The organism is Streptomyces sp. SM10 (assembly GCF_002910915.1).
Classification (GTDB): domain Bacteria; phylum Actinomycetota; class Actinomycetes; order Streptomycetales; family Streptomycetaceae; genus Streptomyces.
Genome location: NZ_NEUF01000025.1, coordinates 1 through 3,994, shown reverse-complemented (window position 1 = coordinate 3,994; position 3,994 = coordinate 1). Strand labels below are relative to the sequence as shown.

The following is a 3,994-nucleotide window of genomic DNA, read 5'->3' as shown; positions in this document are numbered from 1 at the left end:
AGACGCTGACCTTCCACCAGCCCGAGATCGCGATCGTCTCGAACGTGACCGGTCAGATGGTGTCGGGTGACGAGATCTGCACCCCCGAGTACTGGGTGCGCCATGTGCGTGAGGCGGTTCGTTTCGTCGACGGGATGCGCACCCTCCAGGACCAGGGCGTGTCCGTGTTCCTGGAGCTGGGCCCCGACGGGGTCCTGTCCGCGATGGGCCAGGACTGTGTCGAGGACTCGGTGTTCGCTCCCGCGCTGCGCAAGGACAGGGACGAGCCGAAGACGCTGGTCACCGCGCTCGCGGAGCTTTACGTACGCGGGTCGGTGGTCGACTGGGCGGCGTACTTCGCCGGCACCGGCGCCCGCCGGGTCGACCTGCCCACCTACGCCTTCCAGCACGAGCGTTACTGGCCGAGCGCGCCGCTCGTCCAGGTCGGTGGATCTGGCGGCGCACGGAGTGCGATCGACGCCGAATTCTGGGACGTAGTCGCACGCGGTGACGTCGATACCTTGGCCAGGACACTCGACGTGGGAGAAACCGGTGCGCCGTCCCTCGCGAGCATGTTGCCCGCGCTGTCACAGTGGCACCGCAACCGCAGCGAAAGCCTGGCAGTCGGGTCCTGGCGCTACCGGGTGAGCTGGACCCCTGTCGACGACACGCCTGAGCCCGCGCTCACCGGCGTCTGGGTTCTCGCGGTTCCCCCGGGAGACACCGACCAGCCTCTCGTCGAGGACTGTGCGAGATCCCTCCGAGACCACGGGGCGACCGTCGTGCTGCTGCCCGTGGACGGCGGACCGGACGACGTCACCACGATCGGCGACCGGCTGCGTGAGACCGTCGACGAACACGGAAGCCTGTCCGGAGTTCTGTCGCTGCTCTCCTTCGACGAGCGTCCCCATCCCGTACACAGCGTGCTGCCGTCCGGTTCGTTCGCCGTCCTGGCCCTACTGCGGGCGATGACCCGGCTGGAGCTGGAATCGCCCCTGTGGTGCGCCACCCGGACGGCCGTGTCCGTCCGGCGCTCCGACGTCCTCGCCCGGCCTGTGCAGGCACAGACCTGGGGCCTGGGACGAGTCGCCTCGTTGGAACACCCGAAGGTGTGGGGCGGCCTCGTCGACCTCCCGGGGGAGGTGGACGCCCGCGCACTGAAGCGGTTGGTGGCCGCCCTCGCGGGCACGGACGGCGAGGATCAGCTCGCGGTGCGCGGCACGGGGGTGTTCGTCCGACGGGTGCTGCCCGCGACGCCGGACGGATCGGCGCCCGCGCGGTCCTGGAAGCCGTCCGGCACAGCACTCATCACCGGCGGAACCGGGGCGCTTGGCGGGCACGTCGCGCGCTGGTTGGCTGCGGACGGAGCCGAGCACGTCGTCCTCACGAGCCGTAGAGGTGACGAGGCGTCAGGAGTCACCGAGCTGGTGGCCGAGCTGGAGAAGCTGGGCAGCAGGGTCACCGTCGCCGCATGTGATGTGACCGACCGGACTGCCGTGGCCGGTCTGCTGGAGCGGCTCTCGGCCGCCGGGGACACGGTGCGTACGGTCGTGCACGCGGCAGGAGTCGGCAGGCTCGCCCCGCTGACGGTGACGGACGACGACACGTTCGCGGACATCGCTGTAGCCAAGGTCGCCGGAGCCCGGTACCTCGACGAACTGATCGATCACGACGACCTCGACGCGGTCATCTACTTCTCATCGGTTTCGGCCGTCTGGGGTGTCGGAGACCACGGGGCCTACGCGGCGGCCAATGCCTATGCCGACGCGCTCGCCGAACAACGGCGTGCCGAGGGCGTGCCCGCTCTGTCCGTGGCCTGGGGGCCGTGGGCCGGTGGCGGAATGGTGAGTGAGGACGCCAAGATCCTCCTCGACAGGCAGGGCGTACGCCTCATCCAGCCCGCGTCGGGCATCGCCGCGCTCCGGCAGGCCCTCGAACACGACGACACCACCGTGGTGATAGCCGACGTCGACTGGGAACGCTTCGCGCCGATCTTCACCATGGCGCGAGCCCGTCCCCTGATCGCAGACATCCCGCAGGTGGCAGCGGCCATCGGGGACACGGCGGCGGAGCCGGCCGGTGGGACGGACGCCGCCCCGGCCCTGCGGGCGGAGCTGATGGTGATGTCCGAGGCCGACCGGGCTCAGCTTCTGCTGGATCTGGTACGCGGACACGCGGCGACCGTCCTCGGACACGCGTCACCCAAGAGCGTCGAAGCAGGGCGGGCCTTCAGGGAACTCGGCTTCGATTCGCTCACTGCGGTCGAACTGCGCAACCGGCTCAATGCCGCGACCGGCCTTCGCCTTCCGGCGACGTGCGTCTTCGACCACCCGACACCGACTGCACTCGCCGGCCATCTGCAGGCAGAAGTCCTGCAGGACGCCGAAGGCGAGCTGCCTGCCGGCGAGGAACTCGACCGCCTGGAACAGGTCCTGGCCGTCCGCGCGCATGACGACCTCGGCCGGATGCGAGTGGTCATGCGCCTGGAATCCCTTTTGTCCAAGCTCAACGAGGCGAACGGGACGACCGACCGGGACAGCGGCGCGGAGCGCTACGAGTCCGCGACGAACGAGGAGTTGTTCGACCTGATCGACAACGACCTCGGGATCTCTTGACGTGGCAAGCATGAATTTTCCTGTACGACTCACGGGAGCGATGTACTGATGGCGGACGAAGAGAAGCTGCGCGAGTACCTGACCAAGGTGGTCGGCGAGCTCCAGCAGACTCGCCAGCGACTTCGCCATGTCGAGTCCGGCGAAGCGGATCCCATCGCGATCGTGGCGATGAGCTGCCGCTATCCGGGCGACGTGTGCTCCCCGGAGCAGCTGTGGGACCTGGTGGCCTCCGGGGGCGACGCCATCGCGGGGTTCCCCGCGGACCGAGGCTGGGACCTCGAGAAGCTGTACGACCCGGACCTCGACCTCGCGCACCCGGGCACCTCGTACGCGAACGAGGGCGGCTTCCTTTACGCCGCCGCCGACTTCGACCCCGGCCTCTTCGGTATCTCGCCGCGTGAGGCGCTGGCGATGGACCCGCAGCAGCGCCTGCTGCTGGAGACGTCGTGGGAGGCCTTCGAGCGTGCGGGGATCGACCCGCTCTCCGTACGAGGCAGCCGCACGGGCGTTTTCATCGGTGCCTCCACCCAGGGTTACGGCATCGGTATGGCAGCGTCGCCCGGCTCTGACGGGCACGCTCTGACCGGGGATGTCACCTCTGTGCTGTCCGGCCGGGTCTCCTACACGCTGGGTCTTGAGGGCCCGGCGGTGACGGTGGACACGGCGTGCTCGTCGTCGCTCGTCGCCATGCACTGGGCGATCCAGGCGTTGCGTTCCGGTGAGTGCACGCAGGCGCTGGCCGGTGGTGTCACCGTCATGTCCAACCCCGGCGTCTTCGTCGAGTTCTCCCGGCAGCGAGGCCTGGCGGCCGACGGCCGATGCAAGGCGTTCGCCGAGGCTGCGGACGGTACGGGCTGGGGCGAGGGCGTGGGCATGCTCCTGCTCGAGCGGTTGTCCGACGCGCGGCGCAACGGCCACCAGGTACTGGCGGTCGTGCGGGGATCGGCAGTGAACCAGGACGGAGCGTCCAACGGTCTGACCGCGCCGAACGGCCCCGCGCAGCAGCGCGTGATCAGCCAGGCGCTGGCCAGCGCCAGACTGTCACCCACTCAGATCGACGTCGTGGAGGGCCACGGCACGGGCACCCGGCTGGGTGACCCGATCGAGGCGCAGGCGCTGCTCGCTACGTACGGGCAGGACAGGGCAGCGGACAGGCCGCTGCTGCTGGGGTCGATCAAGTCGAACATCGGCCACACGCAGTCCGCTGCGGGTGTGGCCGGTGTGATCAAGATGGTGATGGCGATGCGGCACGGCGTGTTGCCGCGGACGTTGCATGTGGATGAGCCGTCGTCGCAGGTGGACTGGTCGGCGGGTTCGGTGGAGTTGCTGACGGAGTCGGTGGCGTGGCCGGAGACGGGCGAGGCGCGCCGGGCGGGTGTGTCGTCGTTCGGGATCAGCGG

At 69.6% G+C, this 3,994-nt stretch carries 2 protein-coding genes; both read left to right on the top strand.

Translation table 11 applies throughout. From position 1 onward, the window contains the following. On the top strand, positions 1 to 2,594 hold a 2,594-nt coding region (locus tag B9S57_RS01755), incomplete at its 5' end, for an SDR family NAD(P)-dependent oxidoreductase (RefSeq protein ID WP_146057698.1). Positions 2,595 to 2,642: 48 nt separating this feature from the next. Beyond that, positions 2,643 to 3,994, top strand: a 1,352-nt coding sequence (locus tag B9S57_RS01750; RefSeq protein ID WP_181011194.1) for a beta-ketoacyl synthase N-terminal-like domain-containing protein, incomplete at its 3' end; no start/stop codon positions are given.